The sequence below is a fragment of the Herbaspirillum sp. CAH-3 genome (assembly GCF_009668275.1).
In the GTDB taxonomy this organism is placed as follows: Bacteria; Pseudomonadota; Gammaproteobacteria; order Burkholderiales; family Burkholderiaceae_D; genus Herbaspirillum; species Herbaspirillum aquaticum.
Map to the genome: position 1 here is coordinate 12,409 of NZ_VSWE01000008.1, position 22,290 is coordinate 34,698.

The 22,290-nt window shown below is 64.1% G+C and carries 21 protein-coding genes; 5 read left to right on the forward strand and 16 right to left on the reverse strand.

Annotation, left to right across the window (positions count from 1 at the left end; genetic code table 11):
- Window positions 1–184: 184 nt before the first annotated feature.
- The 7 genes from FYB76_RS11510 to FYB76_RS11540 all read right to left on the reverse strand — a co-directional run bounded on the left by FYB76_RS11510 (window position 185) and on the right by FYB76_RS11540 (window position 6,679).
- Window positions 185–2,224, reverse strand: coding sequence for a sodium-translocating pyrophosphatase (locus FYB76_RS11510; protein WP_154133725.1), 2,040 nt, complete (start codon window positions 2,222–2,224; stop codon window positions 185–187).
- A 276-nt stretch (window positions 2,225–2,500) separates the two neighbouring features.
- On the reverse strand, window positions 2,501–3,157 hold the full coding sequence (gene adk, locus FYB76_RS11515; protein WP_008326404.1) for an adenylate kinase: 657 nt from the start codon (window positions 3,155–3,157) through the stop codon (window positions 2,501–2,503).
- A gap of 283 nt (window positions 3,158–3,440) precedes the next feature.
- Entirely contained in the window at window positions 3,441–4,256 is an 816-nt protein-coding gene (gene kdsB, locus FYB76_RS11520; RefSeq protein ID WP_154133726.1) for a 3-deoxy-manno-octulosonate cytidylyltransferase, read from the reverse strand.
- Window positions 4,257–4,312: 56 nt separating this feature from the next.
- Window positions 4,313–4,501 carry a Trm112 family protein gene (locus FYB76_RS11525; protein WP_088755216.1) on the reverse strand — a complete coding sequence of 63 codons (189 nt, stop codon included), beginning with the start codon at window positions 4,499–4,501 and terminating at the stop codon, window positions 4,313–4,315.
- Window positions 4,482–5,510, reverse strand: a complete 1,029-nt coding sequence (gene lpxK, locus FYB76_RS11530) for a tetraacyldisaccharide 4'-kinase (protein ID WP_088755217.1) — start codon at window positions 5,508–5,510, stop codon at window positions 4,482–4,484. The genes FYB76_RS11525 and lpxK overlap by 20 nt, the downstream gene beginning before the upstream one ends.
- A gap of 113 nt (window positions 5,511–5,623) precedes the next feature.
- Entirely contained in the window at window positions 5,624–6,052 is a 429-nt protein-coding gene (locus tag FYB76_RS11535) for a biopolymer transporter ExbD (RefSeq protein WP_034339343.1), read from the reverse strand.
- Between the two features lie 21 nt (window positions 6,053–6,073).
- Window positions 6,074–6,679, reverse strand: coding sequence for a MotA/TolQ/ExbB proton channel family protein (locus FYB76_RS11540; protein ID WP_154133727.1), 606 nt, complete (start codon window positions 6,677–6,679; stop codon window positions 6,074–6,076).
- Between the two features lie 171 nt (window positions 6,680–6,850).
- Between FYB76_RS11540 and xseA the strand changes: the two genes are divergently transcribed.
- Both xseA and sodB read left to right on the forward strand, forming a co-directional pair.
- Window positions 6,851–8,257 carry an exodeoxyribonuclease VII large subunit gene (gene xseA, locus FYB76_RS11545; RefSeq protein ID WP_154133728.1) on the forward strand — a complete coding sequence of 469 codons (1,407 nt, stop codon included), beginning with the start codon at window positions 6,851–6,853 and terminating at the stop codon, window positions 8,255–8,257.
- A 337-nt stretch (window positions 8,258–8,594) separates the two neighbouring features.
- Window positions 8,595–9,173, forward strand: coding sequence for a superoxide dismutase [Fe] (gene sodB, locus FYB76_RS11550; protein ID WP_088755219.1), 579 nt, complete (start codon window positions 8,595–8,597; stop codon window positions 9,171–9,173).
- A gap of 100 nt (window positions 9,174–9,273) precedes the next feature.
- Here the strand turns inward: sodB and FYB76_RS11555 are convergent, their stop codons facing one another.
- The 4 genes from FYB76_RS11555 to FYB76_RS11570 all read right to left on the reverse strand — a co-directional run bounded on the left by FYB76_RS11555 (window position 9,274) and on the right by FYB76_RS11570 (window position 12,826).
- Window positions 9,274–10,566: an FAD-binding oxidoreductase gene (locus FYB76_RS11555; RefSeq protein WP_154133729.1), complete on the reverse strand. Its 1,293-nt coding sequence runs from the start codon at window positions 10,564–10,566 to the stop codon at window positions 9,274–9,276.
- 16 nt (window positions 10,567–10,582) lie between these two features.
- Window positions 10,583–11,311, reverse strand: coding sequence for an amino acid ABC transporter ATP-binding protein (locus tag FYB76_RS11560; RefSeq protein ID WP_154133730.1), 729 nt, complete (start codon window positions 11,309–11,311; stop codon window positions 10,583–10,585).
- A complete protein-coding gene (locus FYB76_RS11565) occupies window positions 11,308–11,964 on the reverse strand; it encodes an amino acid ABC transporter permease (protein ID WP_088755222.1) in 657 nt (218 codons plus the stop codon). The genes FYB76_RS11560 and FYB76_RS11565 overlap by 4 nt, the downstream gene beginning before the upstream one ends.
- Window positions 11,965–12,058: 94 nt before the next feature.
- On the reverse strand, window positions 12,059–12,826 hold the full coding sequence (locus tag FYB76_RS11570; protein WP_154133731.1) for an ABC transporter substrate-binding protein: 768 nt from the start codon (window positions 12,824–12,826) through the stop codon (window positions 12,059–12,061).
- A 345-nt stretch (window positions 12,827–13,171) separates the two neighbouring features.
- On the opposite strand from FYB76_RS11570, the gene FYB76_RS11575 reads away from it, so the two are divergent.
- Together FYB76_RS11575 and FYB76_RS11580 are read left to right on the forward strand one after the other, a co-directional pair.
- Window positions 13,172–13,963: an IclR family transcriptional regulator gene (locus FYB76_RS11575; RefSeq protein ID WP_088755224.1), complete on the forward strand. Its 792-nt coding sequence runs from the start codon at window positions 13,172–13,174 to the stop codon at window positions 13,961–13,963.
- Between the two features lie 54 nt (window positions 13,964–14,017).
- Window positions 14,018–14,404: an OsmC family protein gene (locus FYB76_RS11580; RefSeq protein ID WP_088755225.1), complete on the forward strand. Its 387-nt coding sequence runs from the start codon at window positions 14,018–14,020 to the stop codon at window positions 14,402–14,404.
- Here FYB76_RS11580 and FYB76_RS11585 read toward each other — a convergent pair.
- The 4 genes from FYB76_RS11585 to FYB76_RS11600 form a co-directional block, all read right to left on the reverse strand.
- Window positions 14,386–15,309 (reverse strand): DedA family protein/thiosulfate sulfurtransferase GlpE, encoded by a 924-nt coding sequence (locus FYB76_RS11585; RefSeq protein ID WP_088755226.1) that lies wholly within the window; start codon window positions 15,307–15,309, stop codon window positions 14,386–14,388. The two genes, FYB76_RS11580 and FYB76_RS11585, sit on opposite strands and share 19 nt — an antisense overlap.
- A 226-nt stretch (window positions 15,310–15,535) precedes the next feature.
- A complete protein-coding gene (locus tag FYB76_RS11590; protein ID WP_370516342.1) occupies window positions 15,536–16,891 on the reverse strand; it encodes an MFS transporter in 1,356 nt (451 codons plus the stop codon).
- Between the two features lie 113 nt (window positions 16,892–17,004).
- Window positions 17,005–18,384, reverse strand: coding sequence for a glucarate dehydratase (gudD, locus tag FYB76_RS11595; RefSeq protein ID WP_154133732.1), 1,380 nt, complete (start codon window positions 18,382–18,384; stop codon window positions 17,005–17,007).
- Window positions 18,385–18,547: 163 nt separating this feature from the next.
- Window positions 18,548–19,618: a LacI family DNA-binding transcriptional regulator gene (locus FYB76_RS11600; RefSeq protein ID WP_154133733.1), complete on the reverse strand. Its 1,071-nt coding sequence runs from the start codon at window positions 19,616–19,618 to the stop codon at window positions 18,548–18,550.
- A gap of 284 nt (window positions 19,619–19,902) precedes the next feature.
- Between FYB76_RS11600 and dkgB the strand changes: the two genes are divergently transcribed.
- Window positions 19,903–20,712, forward strand: a complete 810-nt coding sequence (dkgB, locus tag FYB76_RS11605; RefSeq protein WP_154133734.1) for a 2,5-didehydrogluconate reductase DkgB — start codon at window positions 19,903–19,905, stop codon at window positions 20,710–20,712.
- Between the two features lie 43 nt (window positions 20,713–20,755).
- Here the strand turns inward: dkgB and FYB76_RS11610 are convergent, their stop codons facing one another.
- Window positions 20,756–22,168: a S1C family serine protease gene (locus FYB76_RS11610; RefSeq protein WP_229296952.1), complete on the reverse strand. Its 1,413-nt coding sequence runs from the start codon at window positions 22,166–22,168 to the stop codon at window positions 20,756–20,758.
- Window positions 22,169–22,290: the final 122 nt, after the last annotated feature.

Below are 22,290 nucleotides of genomic sequence, written 5' to 3' on the forward strand. Positions count from 1 at the left end.
TGCGCGCAGCCAGGCGGATGGCCAGGCCGGCGAGCCATTGATGATGGGATACATCAGGGGCCATTATTTGACGAATCGGCCAGCCTGGCAATGCAGGCTTTCCCTTCGCGGTGGAGGATTATGCGCAGGTCGCCGCACGGCAGACTATCCGTGCGGCGACAATCAGCACTGCGGTCAGATCGGGTCAGGAGACCGCCGGCAGCAAAGGCACCAGCAGCAGCGCCACGATGTTGATGATCTTGATGAGCGGATTGACGGCCGGCCCGGCCGTATCCTTGTAAGGATCGCCCACGGTGTCGCCCGTGACGGCGGCCTTGTGGGCGTCCGATCCTTTGCCGCCGTGGTGGCCGTCCTCGATGTATTTCTTGGCGTTGTCCCAGGCACCACCGCCGGTGGTCATCGAGATGGCCACGAAGAGCCCGGTGACGATGGTCCCCATCAGCAGGCCACCCAGTGCCGACGGCCCCAGCAGCAGCCCGACCAGGATAGGCACGATCACCGGCAGCAGCGACGGCAGGATCATTTCACGGATGGCCGACGAGGTCAGCATGTCCACCGCGCGGTCATACTCGGGACGCCCGCTGCCATCCATGATGCCGGCGATGTCGCGGAACTGGCGACGCACTTCCACCACCACGGCACCGGCCGCGCGTCCGACGGCTTCCATCGCCATGGCACCGAAGAGATAGGGAATCAACCCGCCGATGAAGAGCCCGATGATCACCGCCGGGCTGGACAGGTCGAAGCTGGCGGTCTTGCCGACGGACTCCAGCGCATGCGTGTAATCGGCAAACAGCACCAGTGCTGCCAGGCCTGCCGAGCCGATCGCATAGCCCTTGGTGACGGCCTTGGTGGTATTGCCCACCGCATCGAGCGGATCGGTGATGGCGCGCACCGAATCGGGCAATCCCGACATCTCTGCAATGCCGCCCGCATTGTCGGTGATGGGTCCATAGGCATCCAGCGCCACCACGATGCCAGCCATGGACAGCATGGAGGTCGCCGCAATCGCAATGCCGTACAAGCCTGCCAGCCAGTAGGATGCCAGGATCGCCGCGCACACCGCCAGCACGGGATACGCGGTGGACTTCATCGACACCCCGAGACCGGCGATGATATTGGTGCCATGCCCGGTGGTGGAGGCTTCGGCAATATGGCGCACCGGCTTGAAGTCGGTGCCGGTGTAGTACTCGGTGATGTAGACCATGAGACCGGTGAGCACGATGCCCACCACGGCCGCGCCCATCAGCGGCACCCGCAGTTCGGGCGGCAACAGCAGCCAGGTGACGACCGCAAAGCCGACCAGCGACAAGCCGGCTGACCACCACAGCCCGGTATAGAGCGCCGACATGATCTTCTTGCCCGGCTGCGCCTTGACCATGGCGCAGCCGACGATGGAGGCCAGGATCGAGACCCCGCCCAGCGCCAGCGGATAGAGTACCGCCAAGGTTTCCAGACCCTTGAGCATGAGGCTGCCCAGGAGCATCGTCGCCACCAGCGTGACGACATAGGTCTCGAACAGGTCGGCGGCCATGCCGGCGCAATCGCCCACGTTGTCCCCGACGTTGTCGGCGATGACCGCAGGATTGCGCGGATCATCCTCAGGAATGCCGGCCTCGACCTTGCCCACCAGGTCGGCCCCCACGTCCGCGCCCTTGGTGAAGATGCCCCCGCCCAGCCGCGCGAAGATCGAGATGAGCGACGCCCCGAACGCCAGTCCGATCAAGGGCTGGATGGCATCGTGCAGGCTGACGGCGCGTCCCTGTCCGTAGACATACAGGACCCAGAAGAACAGCGACACCCCCAACAAACCCAGCCCCACCACCAGCATCCCGGTAATGGCCCCGCCCCGGAAAGCCACGCCCAGTGCATCGTTCATGCCGCGCGTGGCGGCCTGGGCGGTGCGCACATTGGCGCGCACGGACACGTTCATCCCGATGAAACCGCAAGCCCCGGACAACACCGCTCCCAGCAGGAAGCCGATGGCGGTAAGCCAGCCCAACCCGGGGATGAGTGCAATGAGGATCAGCAGCACCACGCCCACCATGGCGATGGTGCGATACTGCCGCGCCAGATAGGCCGCAGCCCCCTGCTGGATGGCCAGCGCGATTTCCTGCATGCGGGGGTTGCCGGGGTCCTGCTTGAGAATCCAGCGTCGAGAAACCAGGCCATAGATCACCGCGACCAAGCCGCAGGCAATGGCAAACGACAGGGCAAGTGCCATCTTCGTCTCCTTTGTTATCACGACTCATCAACAATCACGAACATCCGCCGCGCCGTCCGGGTTCTGCTGTTCCGGTTCGCCGCGGCCGATACTGCGCCTGCAAATTGCGTCGCCCTTCTTTATTGGAGTTGTTGTGCCTTGCCGGGCCGCCGGTGCTACGCCCTCGGGCGGGCGTCACTACCGGTGATCGGTTTATTTACTTAGTTTTTGCGTACTGCCGTGCTGACTGCATCAACAGCGACAGCATAAAAAAAGCGGACCGAAGTCCGCTTCACTTTACTCCGCCAGGGCGGCAAATGCACGATCCCTGATTTCTTCCACCGGACCGACGCCGGCGATCTTGCGATACTTCGGCGCACCCGGCTGGCCCGACTTGGCCCAATCACCGTAGTAGCCCACCAGCACTTCGGTCTGCTCGTGATACACGGCCAGACGCTTCTTGACGGTTTCTTCCTTGTCGTCGTCACGCTGGATCAGCGCTTCGCCGGTCAGGTCATCCTTGCCCTCGACCTTGGGCGGGTTGAACTTGACGTGATAGGTGCGGCCCGAACCCGGGTGCACGCGGCGGCCGCTCATGCGCTCGACGATGGCGCTGTCGGGGACGTCGATTTCCAGCACGTAGTCGATGGCCACGCCGGCTTCCTTCATCGCATCGGCCTGGCGCGTGGTGCGCGGGAAGCCGTCGAAGAGGTAGCCATTGGCACAGTCAGCCTGTTGCAGGCGATCCTTGACCAGGCCAATGATGATGTCGTCGGAAACCAGACCGCCCGCATCCATCACCTTCTTGGCAGCGATGCCAAGCTCGGTGCCCGCAGCCACGGCCGCGCGCAGCATGTCGCCGGTGGAGATCTGCGGAATGTTGAATTTTTCCTTGATAAAAGTGGCTTGCGTGCCTTTACCGGCACCAGGCGCTCCTAAAAGGATGAGGCGCATGTCGTTTCCTAAATTGAGGGTTTCTGAATATGAATGCTTGAATTCTTTTGCGACGTGATGGCAGAGGATCGCTACCATCTGGACGGTTATGCAGCTTGTTTGCGCGCCGTTTGCATCAGCTCTGGGACGAAACTTACCACAAAATCTTACCGAACCATGACAAACGCCTGATTTTTAAGCAGTCTCCGGACTCCGATTGTGTCGTGTCAGCTTGACATGGAACTTACAGCAAGCCGATCCGGCCACCCTTGCGCCGGATCATGCCTGCCGTCCGGACTAGGGATCAGAGCGCGGAGATGGTCTGCACCAGCGGGCTATCCGGCGGGGCCTCGAAATGCTTGCGCACGCGCAACAGGTCTTCGGGCGTATCCACCCCGGCTTCGGGCACCAGCGAGGTCACGTGCACGGCGATGGCATGGCCGTGCCACAGCACGCGCAATTGCTCCAGCGCCTCGATGCGTTCCAGCGGGGCCGGGGCCAGCGTCGGGTAGAGCTGCAGGAAGCGGTTGCTGTAGGCATACAGGCCGATATGGCGCAGCGGCACATATTCATTGGCATGATCCGGACCGCTGGCGTCGGGCAGCGACTCGCGCGACCTGGCGAACGCATCGCGATGCCAGGGGATGGTGGCGCGCGAGAAATACATGGCGCAGCCTTCCTTGTTCAACACCACCTTGACCACATTGGGATTGAAGGCGTCCTCGGCGGTCCCGATGGCGTGCGCAGCCGTGGCCATGGGTACGCCGTCCTTGATGTGGGCGGCGGTGGCGGCGATGAGGCCCGGATCGATCAGGGGCTCATCGCCCTGCACGTTGACCACCACCTCATCCTCGGCCAGCCCCAGCGCGGCGGCCACTTCGGCGATGCGGTCGGTGCCGGAGGGGTGATCGGCGCGGGTCATGGCCACTTCGATGCCATGCTGCTCGCAGGCGGCGTGGATGTCGTGGTGGTCAGTGGCCACGATGATGCGGGTGGCCCCGGAGAGCGCGGCACGCTCGGCCACGCGCACGATCATGGGCTTGCCGCCGAGGTCGGCCAGGGGCTTGTTGGGCAGGCGCGTGGAAGCCAGGCGCGCAGGGATGATGACGGTAAAGGTCATGGAATCAACCGCAGCAGGAAGGCAGAAATCAGGAATCAAAAGTTCGCGGACCCGCGTCAGGCCGCAGGCGCTGCCGGCACCGCCGACAGTTCGCGCGCTTCATCGGCCCACATGATGGGGATGCCATCGCGGATGGGGTAAGCCAGCTTGTCTGCCTTGCAGATCAGTTCCTGGGCTTTTTTGTCGTAGTCCAGCGGGCCCTTGCAGATGGGGCAAACCAGGATATCAAGCAGTCGGGCGTTCACGGAGTTTCTCCACTATATGTTCAGCCAGCGCGCCATCGATGCGCGCCGAGACAGGCACGACCCAGATGCGCGGGTCGTTTCGGATGGCCTCGATAGCCCTGCATTTTACTGCATCCTTTTCCGTGATCAGGATGACATCGGCCGCAAGGCCTGCAAAAGGATCGATGGCAAAATCAAAATGGTCTGGCAAGGGATGGCGCGCAAAGGACAACCCCGCCGCTGCCAGGGTGGCAAAAAATCGTTCGGGATTGCCGATCCCGGCCACGGCCGCCAGCCGCACGCCGCCCTCGCCCATCCGTTCCAGCGGCTTGTGCGCACCGGGCGGGGCCAGTTGCACGGCCTGGTCCGCCTGCAGCCGCATGGCGTGCGCGCCACCGGAGGCGCTGCCCTGCGCGCCGACATTGACCACCGAGAAATCCCGCCGGCGCGACGCCGGTTCCCGCAGCGGCCCGGCCGGCAGCAGCCAGCCGTTGCCCACGCCGCGCGCATCGGAGAGCACGATTTCGATGTCGCGCGCCAGCGCGTAATGCTGCAAGCCATCGTCGGAAATGATCACATCCACCTCGGGATGCGCCGCCAGCAAGGCGCGCCCGGCCTCCACCCGGCGCCGCCCGACCACCAGCGGCACAGCGGTGCGCTGGACGATCAGCAAGGGTTCGTCGCCCACCTGGGCCGCTGCCGAATCAGCCGTGACCGCCAGCGTCTGCGCCACACCGCCGCCATAACCGCGCGAAATCACGCCGGGATGCAGGCCCGCCATGCGCAAGGCCTCGATGAGCCAGATCGCAAAGGGCGTCTTGCCGGTACCGCCAACGAAGACGTTGCCCACCACGATCACCGGCACCGGCAGCCGTTCGGCGCGCTTGATGCCCAGCGCAAAGAGCCCCCGGCGCAACGCCGCGAGGGCGCCAAAGAGCAGCGACAACGGCCACAGCAGGCAAGCCAGCAGGCCGCGCCGTTGCCAGGCGCGGGTCAGGATGGCTTCGGCAGTGGGCCTGGATTCGGCCATTTTCGGGTTCCAGTGAATAAAAAAAATCCGGGCCAGGCGGGACCTGGCCGGGGCGCCATCGCTACGGGATGACGTGAAGCTATTGGCAAATTTACAGAATGGCGCGCGACCGGCTACTTGCTGCTGGACTGCGCCGCGAAGGTCAGCTTGGGATAACCCGCCATGCGTGCCGCCTCCATCACGTTGACCACGGTCTGGTGCGTGGCCAGCGCGTCGGCATTGATGATGATGACCGGGTCGGCCTTGCTGCCACTGCTGCGCACTGCTGCCTGCATTTCTTCCGACAGCCCTTGGGCATCGCGCGCGGCGATGCGCTTGTTGTTGATGGCGTAGCGGCCATTGGCGTCGATGGCGATGTTGATCTCGAAGGGCTGTTCCAGCGCCTTCTGGGCATCGGCCGTGGGCAGGGTGACCTGCAGGGCGGTGAACTTGCTGTAGGTGGTGGTCACCATCAGGAAGATCACGATCACCAGCAGCACGTCGATGAAGGGGATCAGGTTGATCTCCAGGTCTTCGCGGGGACGGCCCTTGCGGAAGTTCATGCGGCTCTCCAGCGTCCAGGATCAACGGCGCACATCGTGGACGATGTCCACGAACTTGACGGCCTGCTGCTCCATGTCGACCACGAAGCCATCCACCTGGGCGCGGAAGTGGCGATAGAACACCAGCGCCGGCATCGCAATGGCCAGGCCAAAGCCGGTGTTGTAGAGCGCAATGGAAATGCCGTGCGCCAGCTGCGCCGGATTGGTTCCGGCGGCGTTCTGCGAAGCAAAGATCTCGATCATCCCGACCACCGTGCCGAAGAGGCCCATGAGCGGCGCCAGCGAGGCGATCGTCCCCAGTGTGGTCAGGAAGCGTTCCAGACGATGCGCGGCGGCCTGGCCAGCTTCCTCGATGGCTTCCTTCATGACTTCGCGCGGGGCATCGACATTGCGCAGGCCGGCGGCCAGCACCTGGCCCAGGGGGGAGTTCTGTTCCAGCTTGTCGATCACGTCCTCGTTGACGCGTCCGCTCTGGTAGACCCGGACCACTTCGCCCAGCAGGTCCGGCGGCAGGATGCGCGTGCGGCGCAGGTAGGCCAGTCTTTCGATGACCAGCGCCAGGCCGATGATGGAAGCGATCAGCAAAGGCCAGATCGGCCAGCCGGCGGCGAGGATGATGGCGAGCAAAACGTACTCCTAAGAAATGCGGATGAGCGGTGAATCTGGTGCAGTCGACGGTCTTTCCAGGCACGTCCGTTTCTGCGGTGCAGAATGTAGCCGGTTGCGTGCGGCTCGGCAAGCGCAGCCGGCTTGGCTTTACAATGCGGCATTGTATCGCCCCTGGAGTCCCCGCGTCCCATGCCTGCCGACAAGTTCCCGCCCTTCCCTGCTGCCCGCCCGCGTCCGGAGGCCCTGCCGGCCGCCGCCACTAGCGAGGGCGGTCCGCCCATCCTGACCGTCTCCGGCCTGAACCAGGCGGTCGCACGCATGCTGGAGCGCAATTTCCCGCTGATCTGGGTCAAGGGCGAGATCTCCAATTTCACCCGGGCCGCCTCCGGCCACTGGTATTTCAACCTCAAGGATGACGGCGCCCAGGTGCGCGCGGTGATGTTCAAGGGCCGCGCACAATACGCCGGCTTCATGCCGCGCGAAGGCGACAAGGTTGAAGTCCGCACCCTGGTGACGCTCTACGCCCCGCGCGGCGACTACCAGTTGAACGTGGAAGCGATCCGCCGCTCCGGCGTGGGCGACCTCTACGCCGCCTTCGTGCAGTTGAAGGAAAGACTGGAACGCGAAGGCCTGTTCGACCGCGACCGCAAGCGCCCCCTGCCGGGCTTCCCGCGCCGCATCGGCATCGTCACCAGCCCGCAGGCCGCCGCCTTGCGCGATGTGCTCACCACCCTGCGCCGCCGCGCACCGCACGTGGAAGTGGTGCTCTACCCCACGCCGGTACAGGGCGAAGGCGCGGCACAGCGCATCGCCAATGCCATCCGGACCGCCTCCGGGCGCGCCGAATGCGATGTACTGCTGGTCTGCCGGGGCGGTGGCAGCATCGAGGACTTGTGGTCGTTCAATGAAGAAGTGGTGGCGCGTGCCATCGTGGAGGCCAGCATGCCGGTGATTTCCGGTGTCGGCCACGAAACCGATTTCACCATCGCCGACTTTGCCGCCGACTTGCGCGCGCCCACCCCCACGGCCGCCGCCGAGCTGGCCGCCACCGCCCGCGAGGACTGGCTGGCTGAACTGCGCGGCCACGCCAATGACCTCACGCGCGCGCTGCGACGCAGCCTGACCGATAAAGCGCAGACCGTGGACTGGCTTTCGCGCCGCCTGGTCAACCCCAGCGCGTATATACAGCACGAACGCGTCAAGCTGGCCGCACTGCAAACCCGGCTCGCCCACGCCACCCGCGTGCCGCTGACCCGCATGCGCCATCGCCTGCAGCAACTGGCCACCCACCTGTCGCACCAGATTCCCGACACCGCCCACGCCCGCCGCGACCTGCTGGACCTGACGCGACGGCTGCAAGGGGCCCAGGCGGCCCGGCAGCTGCGCCAGCGGCAGGCGCTGGCGGGACTGGCTACGCAGCTCGAACTGCTGAATCCGCAACGCACGCTGGAACGCGGCTACGCCATCGTCAGCGATCGCCAGGGCCGTGTATTGCACACTCCGGCCGAGCTGGCCGCCCGCAGCGAGGTCACCATCCGCCTGGCTGAAGGCAGTGCCGAGGTCGGCATTGCCAGCGTGCAGCCACGGCTGGATTGAGCCGGTTCGGCCGTCCGGCTTGACAGCTGTGGCAGACTTTTTTGGCATAAGCATTTTCCGGTGAAATACAGGCCAGCCTGCCGTATGACACCTGTTGCGGCCGGATGCGAATGTGCGGATGAGCTGGAACGTCTTGTGGGGACTGGCATCTACGGTTTTGCCTGCGCCGGCGACCGGCCACTCCCATTGGGAACCATTCGCATTTCCGCACTGGAGGCCGGTGCGCGACTGACGCGCGTCAGATTTGACCGAGTGCAAAGAATTGTCTTCCGCTTTAGAATCGCAGGTTCGGAAAAGACCCCTTCGTAGCAAACCAACAAGACTGAAAGGATTCATCATGGCACATACCCTTCCGGCACTGCCTTACGATCTGGACGCGCTGGCGCCCACGATTTCCAAGGAAACCCTGGAGTATCACTATGGCAAGCACCACCAGACCTATGTGACCAACCTGAACAACCTGATCCCGGGTACCGAATTCGAAAACCTGTCCCTGGAAGAGATCATCAAGAAATCTTCCGGCGGCATCTTCAACAACGCTGCCCAGGTGTGGAACCACACCTTCTACTGGAACGGCCTGACCCCGAAGGGCCAAGGCGCTCCGAGCGGCGCGCTGGCTGATGCCATCAACGCCAAGTGGGGTTCCTTCGACGCCTTCAAGGCCGAGTTCACCAAGCAAGGCCTGGCCAACTTCGGTTCCGGCTGGACCTGGCTGGTCAAGAAGGCTGACGGTTCCCTGGACATCGTCAACACCACCGGCGCCGGCACCCCGCTGACCACCGACAGCAAGCCGCTCTTGACCGTGGACGTGTGGGAACACGCCTACTACATCGACTACCGCAACGCACGTGCCAAGTACGTCGAGAACTACTGGGGCATCATCAACTGGGACTTCGTGGCCAAGAACTTCGCTTGATCACCCTGCCTCCCGGCGAAAAAAACCACGCGTGAGCGTGGTTTTTTTTCGTCTGCCGCAACGGTCGCAACTGCTGCAAATGCCGCAACTGCCGCAGTGCTCAGGAAAAGCGGTCCAGCACACTGTACCAGGCTACGCCGGCCGCGATGTAGAAACGCTGCAGGCCATGCAGCGGAACAGGCTGGATGGTGCTGACCGGGAAAGGAAACACGCTGCCCGCCTGGCCGCTCAGGCGCTGCGCCAGGCAGCGTCCCATGGTACTGGCCATGGCGATGCCACGGCCGTTGTAGCCCAATGCAATGCTCAGCCCGGCAGCAGGTTCATGGACGTGCGGCAGGAAGTCGCGCGTGATGGCCACCCGCCCCGACCAGCGGTAGTCGAACTCCACTCCGGCCAGTTGAGGGAACAGCAGGGCCACCGAGCGTTCCAGGTGGGCGAAATCGGCTGGTCCGCGCGGATCGCGGAAGGGGCCGCGTCCCCCCATGAGCAGGCGGCCCTGCGCATCGCGCCGGTAATACAACAGCAAGCGGCGTGAATCCGAAGTGACCTCGCCACCGGGCAAGATGCTGGCCCCCAGCGCTGGCGGGAGCGGCCGGGTAGCGACGATGAAACTGTTGGCGGCGATGACCGATTGGCGCAGATGCGGCCACAGGTCATCGGTATAGCCATTGGTGGCCAGGACCACCCGCTCGGCGTCGATTTGGGGTCCGTGTGCGCAATGCAGGCGCCAGCCGCTGGTGCGGCGCTCCAGGCGCGCCACGGGGGTGCCGCCATGGATGGCCACGCCCAGCCGCTGCGCCGCTTGCGCCAGTCCACGGCAATACTTCAGGGGATGCAGGCTGCCTGCCCGCTCATCCTTCCATCCTCCGACATAGGCGCCGGTGCCGATGTGGCGCGTCACTTCAGCCGCGTCCATCAAGCGGGCCGGCGCGCCTTCGGCCATCCATTGATGGGCACGTGCTTCCAGCGCGCGCATGACCTTGGGCGAATGCGTGGGTTGGATCCAGCCGGAACGCTGTGCTTCGCAATCGATGCCGTATCGGCTGATCAGGTCGAACACCGTATCGGCTGCCGAACCAATCGCCGCAATCAGGGGATCGGCTTTGGCGCTGCCAAACATGACCCGCAACTGGTCGGGATCGTATTTGAGGCCGGGGATGACTTGTCCGCCGTTGCGACCGGACGCCCCCCAGCCCGGCGCATGGGCGTCCAGCACGCACACCGACACACCGGCCTCGGCCAGGTGCAGCGCAGTGGACAGGCCGGTGTAGCCGGCACCGACGATGGCCACGTCATAGCGCGCGCTGGCCTGCAGGGGCGGGGTCTCCAGCGGATCACCGCCGGTGGCCGCCCACAGGGACGGCGGGAAGGCCGCATTGGATTGCTGTGTCATGGCTCAGGTCTCGTTCTCACTTGCCGATCACGCGCCGCAGGAAATCCTGTGTACGCGCATGCTGCGGTTCTGACAGCACCTGGGCTGCCGCGCCGGATTCGACGATGCTGCCGCTGTGCAGGAAGCACACGCGGTCGGCCACCTCGCGCGCAAAACCCATTTCGTGCGTGACCACGATCATGGTCATGCCATCGGCGGCCAGCGTACGCATCACTGCCAGTACTTCGCCCACCAGCTCGGGGTCCAACGCCGAGGTCGGCTCGTCGAACAGGATCGCTTCAGGCTGCATGGCCAGCGAGCGCGCAATGGCCACGCGCTGCTGCTGGCCACCGGAGAGCTGGGAAGGATAGGCATCACAGCGCGCGGCCAGGCCCACCTTGTCCAGCAGCGCCATGGCCTGGGCCCGGGCCTGATCGCGCGGCACACCATTGACGAAGACCGGCCCCTCGGTGACGTTTTCCAGCACGGTGCGATGCGGGAACAGGTTGAAGCGCTGGAACACCATCCCCACGCGGGTGCGCAAGCGGTGGATGTCGGCACCCTCGCGGTCAACGCGCTCGCCGTCGATGAAGATATCGCCGCGCTCGTAGGACTCCAGTCCGTTGATGCACCTCAGTACCGTGGACTTGCCCGAGCCGGACGGTCCGATCAGGCAGACCACCTCCCCCTCGGCCACCGACAGGGAAACATCCTTGAGCACTTCGTGCTGCCCGAAGCACTTGGAAATATGCTTGACCTCGATCATCGTGCCCTCCCCTTGCCGTGACGGATCTCCAGGCGGCGGATCAAGAACACCAGCGGCAGCGACAGCAGCAAATACAGTACCGCCACGGTGGTGTAGACCGTCATGTTCTGGAAGGTACTGGAGGCGATCATCTGACCGGCACGGGTCATTTCCAGCACCGTGATGGTGGACACCAGTGAGGAATCCTTGAGCATCATCACCAGCGTATTGCCATAGGGCGGCAAGGCGATGCGAAAGGCCTGCGGCAGGATTACGCGACGCATGATGAGCGGCCCGCGCATGCCGATCGACTGTGCCGCCTCGATCTGTCCCACATCCACCGCCTCGATGCCGGCACGGAAGTTTTCTGCCTGATAGGCCGAGTAGGCGATGCCCAAGCCGACCACGCCTGCCTGGAAAGCCGAGAGCTGGATGCCGATGTCGGGCAGAACGAAGTAGATGTAGAACAGCTGCACGATGATGGGCAACCCGCGGATGATGTTGATGACGGTGGCGCCGGCCAGTGCCACCGGCTTCAAGCGGGAGACTTTCATGAGGGCCAGCAACAGTCCGATCACTGAACTGAGCAGGAACGAAGCGATCGTGACTTCGACGGTGACCAACGCTCCCTTCAGGAGGATCGGCAGGAAGTCCAGCACGGTTTGCAGAAGCATGGGCGCAGTAGGGCGGCAGGAATGGGAGCAGGCCAGCAGGGCGCCGGTGGAGCGGCGCCTCTTGGGCGGAGGATGAAAACGCCGGGCGTCGGGCTCAGTTCAGTTTCCACTGCTCCACGATGCGTGCCAGCGTGCCATCGGCCTTGAGTTCGGCGATGGCCTTGTTCAAGCGTTCCATGAGCTTGGGGTCAGCCTTGCGGATGACCAGGCAGACATCGCCCATGAGAGTGGACTGGTATTCCTTGACAAGGCGTACCTGCGGATTGGCGCCTTGCGACAACTGGTAAGCCACGATGGGACGGTCGCCGAAGCCAGCCTTGATGCGGCCCAGGCCAACGTCGCGCATCATGTCGGCTACCGAATCATAGGTCTTCACTTCCTTGAAACCGCCCTTCTTGTTCAAGGCATCGACGAACACGGTACCGACCTGGGCACCGACGATTTCACCCTTGAGATCATCGAGGGTCTTGTAGCTCTTGGTGTCCTGGGCATTGACGAACAGGCCCTCACCATAGGAATACACCGGATCGCTGAAGTCCACGATCTGGGCACGGGCCTCGGTCTTCAACATGGCCGCGGCGATGATGTCGATCTTGTTCCCGGTCAGCGAAGGGATCAGCGCGGCAAAGGGCGTCTGCTGGATGTTGACCGAGAAACCGGCCTTGTTGCCCACGGCGGTGACGGTATCGACCATCATGCCCTGCAGCTTGTTGGTCTTGATGTCGAGGAAGGTGAAGGGCACACCGGTGGAGGTCGCCCCTACGTTGTAGCTTGACTGGGCCATGGCGGGCACGGCACCCAGCGTAGCGGCCAGGGCGACGCTGCCCAGCAGGTGTTTGAACAGGCAATGGAACGGCTTCATACGACTCCCCTTTGGCGCTAGACCGCGACCAGGCGCGATCAGAATGGACGGCTGGAAGTCCGCGCGACGGTGTTGGAAAAACCCTCGGCGGTGCGTGGACCTGCAAGGACTGCGGCGACCCCTCACGGAGCCGATGCTGCAACACTGGAAGCGGCCTCGCATCGAACTACCCGGTATGGCCTCGATGCGTGGCGAAAATATCAATATGACGCATTGAAATAAGTATATTTAATTTACTCGAATCGTCAATAGATATTTATGTATCGATATTCGATACGGTAGGCCTGAATTACCGTAGAATCAGCGCCTGTACTCTTTATCTACTTCACTCTTCCAGGAGCGCGCATGAACGAGCCCGACCAGACCGCCTCGGACCTGCTGTTCAATCAATCGCTGGAAAAGGGGCTGGCAGTGCTGCGCGCATTCGATGCCCAGCACCGCACCATGACGCTGGGCGACGTTGCCAGCGCCACTGGCATGTCCAAGAGTTCGGCACAGCGCATGGTGCATACGCTGGAAATGCTGGGGTATGTCTGCAAGCATCCCAAGACGCGCCGCTACCAGCTCACGCCCAAGGTCATGGAAGTGGGCTACAACTATCTGGCTGCCGACATCCTGGTGGACGTGGCCAATCCCTTTCTCTCTGAGCTGGCCAACATCACCGGTGAAACCGTCAACCTGACCGAGCCCTACGACTGCGAGATGGTCTACGTGGCGCGCTTCGTGGCCAGCAAATTCATCCCCATCCACATGCCCATTGGCAGCCGTATCCCGATGTATTGCACGGCCTCCGGACGCGCCTACCTGAGCGGCCTCGACCCTGCCGAGGCACGAGCCATCCTGGCCGCCAGCGAACGCACGCAGCACACGCCGCACACCCGTACCAACGTGGAAGACATCATGCAGTTGCTGGAAGCCAGCCGCGAACGCGGCTTTGCGAGCAACCGGGAAGAGCTGTTCCTGGGAGACATGACCATCGCCGCCCCGGTGTTCAACAGCGAGCGTCGGCCGGTGGCGTCGGTCCATGTGGTTGCACCGACCAGTCGCTGGAATGTGGAAGATGCCGAGAAGAAGCTGGGTCCCCTGGTGCTGGAGTGCGCGCGCGCCATTTCCAATTCGGTACGCACGCTGGTGTGAGCCTTGTGACACAATCACCGGTCACATTGATCACTTGCCCAACGGAGACCCCCCATGGCCCACGTCACCCTGCACAACGCCGCCGGCTACGCCCAGGACATCAAGGCGCGCATCCACCAGCTCAAATCCGACGAACCCGAGAGCAATGGCGGCAAGGACACCGGTCCCGCCCCCTATGAGTTGCTGCTGGCCGCACTGGCCTCCTGCACCTCGCTGACGCTGCGCATGTATGCCGACCGCAAGGGCTGGGACCTTGGCAGCATTTCGGTGGATGCCCACTTCGGGCGAGACGACAGCGGATTGGAAACCATCACCCGCAAGATCAGCTTCGGCAATGCGCTCTCGCAAGAACAGCTCACGCGCCTGGCCGAGATCTGCGAAAAGACCCCGGTCACCAAGACCATCCGCCAGGGCACCGCGATTCAGACATCGATGGCGTAACCCGCAGCGCGCCAGGCATCAATGCCGCCGGTGAGCGGCCGTACGCGCGTATAGCCGCGCCGCATCAGCTGGCGCGCCACCATGGCCGCCGAGGCCTCGTTGGGACAGGCGCAATAGACCACCACCTCCCCCTCGACGGGACCATCGAAGACGAAGGTCTGGATCTCCTGGTTGGAAATCGTGACCGCTCCCGGAATGCGGCCATCCTGCTGCGACAGCGGAGAACGCACATCGATGATGGTGGGCGCATTGCCCTCTTCCAGCATCGTGTTCAATTCATCGACCGAAATGCGCGCCATCTCCAGCGACTTGCGGAAACGCCGGCGCTGCCACCACTTGTTGGCCACGAAGGCCGCCAGCGCCACGGCGATCATGAGCATGCCGTAATGCCCCAACTGTGCCAGTACGTTGAGCAGGTCATCCACGGCCGAGCTGAAGAGCGAACCGAGGAAGATCCCCAGTCCCGCCCACAATGCGCTGCCGGCCGCATCCCACAGCACGAAGCTGATGCGGCGCGTGCCCATGGTGCCGGAAAGCGCGCTGGCAATCGAGGCGAAGCCCGGGATGAACTTGGCCAGCAGGAGCGAGCGTGCGCCCCAGCGCAGGTAAATCGATTCGGTCTGGCGCACACAGGAGTCGGGCGAGAGCGAAATACGGCACAGCCGCGACATGATCTGGCGCCCGTAACGGCGCCCGGCGAGATACCAGCAGTAGTCGGCAATAAGGGCCGCGCTCACCGCCAGCAACAGCAGCAGCGCCGGCGAATAGCGGCCGGTTGCCGAGAGCGCACCGGTGATGATCAGCGTGGGATAGGCCGGCACCGGCGCGCCCAGCTGCTCGACCAGCACGTTGATGAAAACGAGGATCAGACCGTATTGTTCGATCAGGTGGTAGAGGGTGTCCATGGCCGGCTGCCTTGATGTCTCACCGCCTGGGAGGCGGCGACTGTTCCGCCGTGATGGCGGATTGCAGGATGCCATTATAGGCGCGTGACCTGCCCCAGCGCTTGGACAAATGCGGCGTGCGCCATCGCCACAACGCGGCACAAAAATGCGCCCGGCGCACCGCGAGAAGACGGGCGAGCGGACGCAAACGAGGAAAGACCTCGGAGAAATCAACGACGCAATGCGCTCAGAGCGCGTGCTTGGCCAGCGGCTCCGTGCGACCTTCAGCCGAACCGCCGCCATCCTGCACCGATGGCCGCGTGCGTGCCAGGAACACCAGCACCGCCGCCACCAGCGAAGCCGCCGACAAGGCATACAGGCCGCCCTGGATGGAACCGGTCTTCTGCTCCAGGTAGCCGAAGGTCGCCGGCGCGAAGAAGCCGCCCAGGTTGCCCAAGGAATTGATCAGCGCCAGCACCGCCGCTGCAATGCGCGCATCCAGGTAAGCCTGCGGAATGGGCCAGAACAAGGACGAAGCCGCCTTGAAACCGATGCCCGCAAAGCACACCGCCACGAAACCGATCACCGGGCCGGCCGAGGCCGAGATGGCCATGCCGGCGGCCGAAATCACCAGCGTGGTTGCCACCCAGAACTGCGGCTTCTTGTAGCGCGCGGCCAGCACCGCAAAGACATACATCGCTGCAATGGCCACGATCCACGGGATCGAATTGAACAGCCCGACCTGGAAATCATTGAAGTGCCCCATCTTCTTGATGATGGTCGGCAGCCAGAAGGTGGCGCCATAGATGGTCAGCTGGATGGCGAAGTAGATCAGGCAGAACAGCACGATCTGCGGATCGCGCAACAAGGTCAGCGCCGAGACGTGCGGGGGACGGTTGGCCGCACGCTGCTCCTGCTCGGCCGCGATGACCGTGACCAGGGCCTCGCGTTGCTCCGGCGAGAGCCACTTGGCATCGCGTGGTGTAGAGTCCAGCACCATCCACACCACCACGCAGAACAGCATCGACGCACCGCCCTCGATGATGAACATCCATTGCCAGCCATGCAGTCCGCCACCTTCAATCAACAGCAGCGCACCGGTGATCGGACCGGAGAGAATCGAAGCGATCGCCGAGCCCGAGAGGAATACCGCCATCGCCCGGCCACGCTCATGATTGGGCAGCCACTGCGTGAAGTAATACACCACGCCCGGGAAGAAACCGGCCTCGGTCACACCCAGCAAAAAACGCATGAAATAGAAACTGGTCTCGCTGTGCACGAAGGCCATGCACGCCGCTACCAGGCCCCAGGTGAACATGATGCGCGTGAGCCAGGCGCGCGCGCCATAGCGTTGCAGCAGCATGTTGGAAGGGACTTCGAAGATGGCATAGCCGACGAAGAACAAGCCCGCACCCAACCCGAAGGCTGCGGCGCCGATGCCGAGATCGGTCGAGAGGTGACTGCGCACGAAGCCGATGTTGACGCGGTCGATGTAGTTGATGATGAACATGGCCACGAACAGCGGCAGGATGCGCCACTTGATCTTGCTCACCGCCGAGGTGAGGACCTGGTTCGCTGCGGGGGAGGACTGGGATGGATTCACGGGTTGTCTCCTCGTTTGAGCCCGTACTACCGGTTGATGAAAGAAAGTGCAGGCCGCTGGCGCGTTCATCGCGCTCTTGTCACGGCCTCGTCAAAAGGAATGAAGACCTGTGCTCAACGCACCAGGCAAGGTTTCTTGGGATCGAACTTCCAGCCGGGGATCAGGTATTGCATGGCCACCGCATCGTCGCGTGCGCCCAAGCCCATGTTGCGATAGGTTTGATGCGCCGCCTCGACCTGTTCCATGTCCAGCTCCACACCCAGGCCCGGCTTGGCCGGCACCTTGACCTTGCCGCCGACGATCTGCAGCGGTTCACGCGTCAAGCGCTGGCCGTCCTGCCAGATCCAGTGGGTATCGATGGCCGTGATCTTGCCCGGCGCGGCTGCCGCCACGTGGGTGAACATGGCCAGCGAGATGTCGAAGTGGTTGTTCGAATGCGACCCCCAGGTCAGGCCCCAGTCATGGCACATCTGTGCCACACGCACCGAGCCCTGCAGGGTCCAGAAATGCGGATCGGCCAGCGGGATGTCCACCGATTGCAGCGAGATCGCATGCCCCATCTGGCGCCAGTCGGTCGCTACCATGTTGGTCGCTGTCTGCAGGCCGGTAGCACGGCGGAATTCGGCCATCACTTCGCGGCCCGAATAACCATCCTCGGCACCGCAGGGATCTTCCGCATAGGCCAGTACGTCATGCTGGTCGCGGCACAGGCGGATCGCATCCTTGAGCAGCCAGCCGCCATTCGGATCGAGCGTGATGCGCGCCTTGGGGAAGCGCTCGGCCAGGGCAGTGACGGCGGCGATCTCTTCCTCGCCGCGCATCACGCCGCCCTTGAGCTTGAAGTCGTTGAAGCCATAGCGCGCATAGGCCGCTTCGGCCAGGCGCACTACCGCTTCCGGCGTCAAGGCTGCTTCGTGACGCAGGCGCAGCCAGTCATCGTCGGCGTCCGTTGCTGCCAGATATGGCAGGTCGGTCTTGTGGCGATCGGCCACGTAGAAGAGATAACCCAGCATCTCCACCTCATCGCGCTGCTGGCCCTCGCCCAGCAAGGCGGCCACGGGCACGTCGAGGAACTTGCCCAGCAGGTCCAGCAGGGCCGCCTCCAACGCGGTCACGGCGTGGATGGCGATGCGCAGGTCAAAGGTCTGCAGGCCGCGTCCCCCCACATCGCGATCGGCAAAGGCAGTACGCGCACGGTTGAGGATGCCCTGCACATTGCCGATGGACTGCCCCACCACCAGCGAGCGCGCATCGTCGAGCGTCTGGCGGATGCCCTCCCCGCCCGGCACTTCACCCACGCCGGTGTTGCCGGCGCTGTCGGTGAGGATGACGATATTGCGCGTGAAATACGGACCATGCGCTCCCGACAGGTTCAGCAGCATGCTGTCATGCCCGGCCACCGGGATGACGCGCATGTCGGTCACGCGCGGCGCGCCCTTGTGCTGGGAGGGCAAAGAGGCAAGGGAGGAGGCGGAAGCTGGGTTCTGGATCATGGCGCGTTTTCTCCGGACAAAAACGATGAGGCTGCAATTTGGTAGCGGTACCAAATTTGAATTGAATGCATGGTAGCGGTACCAAATTTGACTGTCAACGGGAAAATGCTGCTTGCCTCAAGGCATCAAGGCCTCAGGACGCGCAAGGGAGCAAGGGGAAATATCAGGCGCTGTCGCGCGCAACGATGGAAAAGCCGACATCGACGATGCGCTCCCGGACCTCGATGCCCGAGGCGCGCTCGATGATGAAGCGCGCAGCGCGCTGCCCGATGCCGGTGCCATCGATGCGCACCGTGGTCAGGCGCGGCTGCAGGTCGCGCGAGAATTCAAGATCGCCGAAGCCGACCACGGCCAGTTGCCCGGGAATGGCGATGCCGCGGCTCTGCGCTTCGATCATCACGCCCAGCGCCAGCAAGTCGGAGCTGCAGAAGATGGCATCCAGGTCAGGCTGCGCCTGCAGCAGTTCGGCCAATCCCTGGCGGCCTTGCCCCAGTGTCGTCGGGGCGACAACGTGATGCATGGGGACCTCGCCCCTGCCCTTCTGCATGCCCAGCGCCGCGCACTCCTGGGCGAAGGCGTTCATGCGCCGCTGGCTGCGCTCATCGCGTCCGCCCACCACGGCCACCTTGCGGCGTCCCCGTGCGTGCAGGTAGCGCGCCACCTCGCGGCCAATGGCTTCGTGAGAGAAACCGACCAGCATGTCGATGGGGCTCGGCGTCAGGTCCCAGGTCTCCACCACCGGGATACCGCTGGCCAGCAGCCGCTTGCGCGCTTCGGCCGAGCGCATGATGCCGGTCAGCACCACACCATCTGGACGGCGTCCGATGATGGCTTCCAGCAGCGCATCTTCGCGCGAATTCTCGTAGCCGCTCTGGCCCAGCATGACCTGGTAGCCGGCCGCGGCCAGCGTTTCGGTGAGGGTATGGACGATTTCCTGGAACACCGGACCGATGACGGTGGGCACCACCACCGCCACCAGGCGGCTCTTGTTGGAGGCCAGTCCGCCAGCCAGCAGGTTGGGCACGTAACCGGTTTTCTCGACCGCCTCACGCACCTTCTGCAAGACCTTGGGCGAGACCGCCGAGGGCGTGTTCAGCGCGCGCGATGCGGTGATCGGCGCCACGCCCGCCAGTTGGGCGACATCGCGCAGCGTGATGCCACCGCCGCTCTTGCGCGGACCACGGCGGCGCGGTTCGGCGCTGTCGTCGTCGCGCTCGGCGCTGGTCGCGTGCATTGGGGAATCGGGAGAAGGCATTCGCTTTTCGGACATGGGCGCATTCTAGCATTGCAGCTGGTAGCGTTACCAAGTTGACAAGCGGTGCGCGGCGTGGAGGCGCTACGCAGCGGCAGTCCAAGAAGGACGACACGCGCGCAGCAATTATTGACCTGGAATCAATAATGTTTTGCCCATCCGCGGCTTCAAGCAACAAAGCAGTTGACCGATACTGAAGCACCCTGATCCCGGCCGCTGCGGCAACACCAGCCCTCCGGCCCCATCATCACTGCAAAGGACAAGCCATGCACACCTCCACCCTCCCCGCCCTGGGCCTGGGCACCTTCCGCCTCAAGGACCAGCAGGTCATCGATTCGGTCCGCAACGGCTTGGACCTCGGCTATCGCCACATCGACACCGCGCAGATCTACGGCAACGAAGCCGCTATTGGCCAAGCCATCGCCGACAGCGGCCTGCCGCGCGAGGATCTCTTCATCACGACCAAGATCTGGACGGAGCATCTTTCCCGCGACAAGCTCATCCCCAGCCTCAAGGAGAGCCTGCACAAACTGCGCCTCGACCAGGTTGACATGACCTTGATCCACTGGCCGTCACCCAAAGATGAACTGCCCGTGGCTGAATACCTGCAAGCACTGGCCGAGGCCAAGGCGCAGGGCCTCACGGGCCTCATCGGCATCTCCAATTTCACCATCGCGCACATGGAGCAGGCCATCGCCGCCGTCGGCGCCGATGCCATCAGCACCAACCAGGTCGAGATCCACCCTTTCCTGCAGAATCGCAAGCTCGTCGACTTCGCTCGCGCCAAGGGCATTCACCTTACAGCATACATGCCGCTGGCGTACGGCAAGGTGATGGAAGATGCGACGCTGCTGGAGATCGCCGCCGGCCACGGCGTCTCGGCGGCACAAGTGGCGCTGGCGTGGTCATTGCAGCAGGGCTTTGCGGTCATCCCCTCCTCGACCCGTCGCGAGAACCTGGCGGCCAATTTGCAGGCACAACAGCTGCGGCTCTCCGAGGCGGAGATGCAGGCCATCGCCGGTCTGGATCGCGGCGAGCGGCTCGCCAATCCGGAATTTGCGCCGCAGTGGGATTGAACGCTGCCATGCGGCAAGCGCAGATTGAATGTGAACACGCGCCCTAGCGCTGATCCTGGTTCTGCAACTTCAATTGCAGCCGCTCAAGGGCACTGCCCACCGGAATGAAGAAATTCATCCCCGCCAGGCCCTTGGCGCCCAGACCGGCCACGGTGATGCCGATCACCTGGCCTGACTTGTCCAGCAAAGGACCGCCGCTGCTGCCCGGCAGGATCGCCACGTCGCTCTGCAGGAAGTCCAGGTCGCGCACCTTGCGCACGCCGCTGAGGATGCCGCGGGTGAGCGTCGTGTTGAACGCATCCCCCAGCGGCGAACCCAGTGCATAGACATCTTCGCCGATGCCCGGCTCACCCATGCGCAGCGGCATGGGCCGCACGCCCGGCGCTTCGGTCTTGAGCAGCGCAATGTCCCGTGCCGCATCCACCCGTACCACCTCCGCCTGCAGTTCGCGGCCGGTCGGCAGGCGCACGCGCACGACACCTGCCTGTCCGATCACGTGCTGGTTGGTCAGGAGCCAGCCCGAACTGCCGATATAGAAACCGGTCCCGGAACCGCGCTCGGTGAGCACCGTCACCACCGCCGACCGCAGCTCGGGCATGCGCTTGGCGATCTCGCTGCTGCCCCGCTCGGCGGCCTGGTTGTCGATGGAAAGTGGCCGGCCCGGGGGCGCGGCGCTGCGCGCCACCGCACTGTCGGCAATGCCGCTGGCGGCGGCCACGCTGTCATAAGGCGATTGCAGCGCCAGCGCAAAGCGCGGGTCGGCCAGCAGATTGCGTACCGCCACGCCGAAGGCCTCCAGCGGAATCGGCGGCGCGTTGCCCTGCAGGCTGCGCTCGCGCGAACGGAACACGCCTTCGCTGGTGCCGCGATAGATCACCTTGCGCTGCTCGGGCGCGAACACCTGCCATTCCAGCCGCACATAGGCCTCGCCGGTCCAGCCGTCGCTGCCCTTGCCGCACAGGTTGGTCTGCAACTGGTCGATGATCACGCCCACCTGCAGGTTGAAGTCCGGAGGACGCGCGCGTTCGGCGGCGGCTTCTGCGCCTTGTTCCCGGAACAGCGGTTCGGCCGGCGCCGAGGGCACCGGATAGCCATGCTGCTGCAGCTCGCTGCGAAAACGCTGGAACAGCGCATTGGCCGGCAACATGACCTCGGCGCTGTTCTGGTTCCAGACGATCTCGTTCTTGCGGGTGCAGAAAACGCCGCCCTGCAACTCCCCGATCACCTGGCTGCCCTGGCTGCCCTGGTCGAAGCGGCGCTGGGCACGTGCCAGGTAAGCCGGGCGGGCCGCCGCTTGCGCAGGCATCTGCAGCGGCGTCTTGTTCTCCACCGCGGGCATGAGCGCTTCGCTGCCTTGGGCCTCAGGTGCCAGGCCGAGCGCGCAGGCCAGCAGCACCGCCATGGGAGGCAGCAGCGCCACGCGCGGCCGCCGGGATTGCCGGAGTGTCTTGATCATCATCGAGCGAGGAAAATGAGCCAGCGCCCCTGCTGGCCGATGAGCACATTCTCGCACGGGCACCCTGCACCCGCGATTGCCCCAAATGCCCGTTAAGTGAAAGAAAAGCCACCTTCCACAAG

Coding starts and splice junctions, on each gene's coding strand:
- sodB (WP_088755219.1), top strand. CDS start 8,595: ATGGCACATACCCTTCCGGCACTGCCTTACGATCTGGACGCGCTGGCG.
- FYB76_RS11565 (WP_088755222.1), bottom strand. CDS start 11,964: ATGCTTCTGCAAACCGTGCTGGACTTCCTGCCGATCCTCCTGAAGGGA.
- FYB76_RS11580 (WP_088755225.1), top strand. CDS start 14,018: ATGGCCCACGTCACCCTGCACAACGCCGCCGGCTACGCCCAGGACATC.
- FYB76_RS11535 (WP_034339343.1), bottom strand. CDS start 6,052: ATGAACTTCCGCAAGGGCCGTCCCCGCGAAGACCTGGAGATCAACCTG.
- FYB76_RS11600 (WP_154133733.1), bottom strand. CDS start 19,618: ATGCACGCGACCAGCGCCGAGCGCGACGACGACAGCGCCGAACCGCGC.
- FYB76_RS11575 (WP_088755224.1), top strand. CDS start 13,172: ATGAACGAGCCCGACCAGACCGCCTCGGACCTGCTGTTCAATCAATCG.
- gudD (WP_154133732.1), bottom strand. CDS start 18,384: ATGATCCAGAACCCAGCTTCCGCCTCCTCCCTTGCCTCTTTGCCCTCC.
- FYB76_RS11570 (WP_154133731.1), bottom strand. CDS start 12,826: ATGAAGCCGTTCCATTGCCTGTTCAAACACCTGCTGGGCAGCGTCGCC.
- kdsB (WP_154133726.1), bottom strand. CDS start 4,256: ATGACCTTTACCGTCATCATCCCTGCGCGCCTGGCTTCCACGCGCCTG.
- FYB76_RS11560 (WP_154133730.1), bottom strand. CDS start 11,311: ATGATCGAGGTCAAGCATATTTCCAAGTGCTTCGGGCAGCACGAAGTG.
- FYB76_RS11585 (WP_088755226.1), bottom strand. CDS start 15,309: ATGGACACCCTCTACCACCTGATCGAACAATACGGTCTGATCCTCGTT.
- adk (WP_008326404.1), bottom strand. CDS start 3,157: ATGCGCCTCATCCTTTTAGGAGCGCCTGGTGCCGGTAAAGGCACGCAA.
- dkgB (WP_154133734.1), top strand. CDS start 19,903: ATGCACACCTCCACCCTCCCCGCCCTGGGCCTGGGCACCTTCCGCCTC.
- FYB76_RS11510 (WP_154133725.1), bottom strand. CDS start 2,224: ATGGCACTTGCCCTGTCGTTTGCCATTGCCTGCGGCTTGGTCGCGGTG.
- FYB76_RS11610 (WP_229296952.1), bottom strand. CDS start 22,168: ATGATCAAGACACTCCGGCAATCCCGGCGGCCGCGCGTGGCGCTGCTG.
- FYB76_RS11555 (WP_154133729.1), bottom strand. CDS start 10,566: ATGACACAGCAATCCAATGCGGCCTTCCCGCCGTCCCTGTGGGCGGCC.
- lpxK (WP_088755217.1), bottom strand. CDS start 5,510: ATGGCCGAATCCAGGCCCACTGCCGAAGCCATCCTGACCCGCGCCTGG.
- xseA (WP_154133728.1), top strand. CDS start 6,851: ATGCCTGCCGACAAGTTCCCGCCCTTCCCTGCTGCCCGCCCGCGTCCG.